This window comes from Mycobacterium sp. UM_Kg27 (assembly GCF_000972905.1).
Classification (GTDB): Bacteria; Actinomycetota; Actinomycetes; order Mycobacteriales; family Mycobacteriaceae; genus Mycobacterium.
Genome location: NZ_JRMM01000296.1, coordinates 1 through 831, shown reverse-complemented (window position 1 = coordinate 831; position 831 = coordinate 1). Strand labels below are relative to the sequence as shown.

At 68.7% G+C, this 831-nt stretch carries 1 protein-coding gene; it reads right to left on the bottom strand.

Translation table 11 applies throughout. From position 1 onward, the window contains the following. Positions 1-803 (bottom strand): DUF222 domain-containing protein (locus tag LI94_RS21335; RefSeq protein WP_046302502.1); only part of this gene is annotated, 803 nt, incomplete at its 3' end. Positions 804-831 lie beyond the last annotated feature (28 nt).

Below are 831 nucleotides of genomic sequence, written 5' to 3'. Positions count from 1 at the left end.
CAGGTCAGGTATTGGCGGTCGGCGTCGCAGAGCAGGGGGCCCAGGTGCAGGGCGCCGATCTGTTGTTCGACATCGAGGTGGACCACCACGGTGGTGCGTTGCCCGTGGGGTCGGCGTTGGGCTTCGGTGTCCCAGCCGGTTTCGATTAGCGACAGGAAGGCGTCGATCTGGGTGGGCATCGGGGGTGAGGTGTCGGCGGTGGTGTGGTGGGTGTCGCGGTCGCGGTTCCATTGGGCGATGAGGGCATCGCGGTGGGACTGCAGGGCGGCCTCGAGCATCGCCGATTCGGGGTGCGGCAAGGCGATGCGCCAGATGTCGAGGTCGGCGTTGGAGGTTTTGGTGATGGCCGGCGCCGGGTCGGGTCGGGGGTCGGGTTCGGGGCGGGGTTCCAGGTTGACCGCGGTGCGTAGTTGGCTGACGGTGGCCACGGCGGCCAGTGGGGCGTAGTGCTCGTCGGAACCGTCGGCGGCCCGCCCGGCGATCACCCCGACCTGGTCGAGGGACACCCGACCGTCCCGCAGGCCCTGGACGCAGCGGGGAAACTGTTCGGCTCGGTGGGCCACCGTGGCGATGGTGTGGGCATTGCCCGGTGATACCCCGGTCTTCCAGGCCACCAATGCGGTGATCGAGCGTGCCCCGGTAGCGCCCCACAGTTGCTCGCGCTCGACCTCGGCGATGATGTCCACGATGCGGCCATCGATGGCATTGCGCTGCCCGGTCAACTCCGCGAGTTCCTCGAACAGCACCTCAAGACGCCGGTCAGGCCGCGATTCGGCACTGGACGTGGCCGCGATCGAGGACATGACCCCAGCATGACAGCAGGGTCCGACA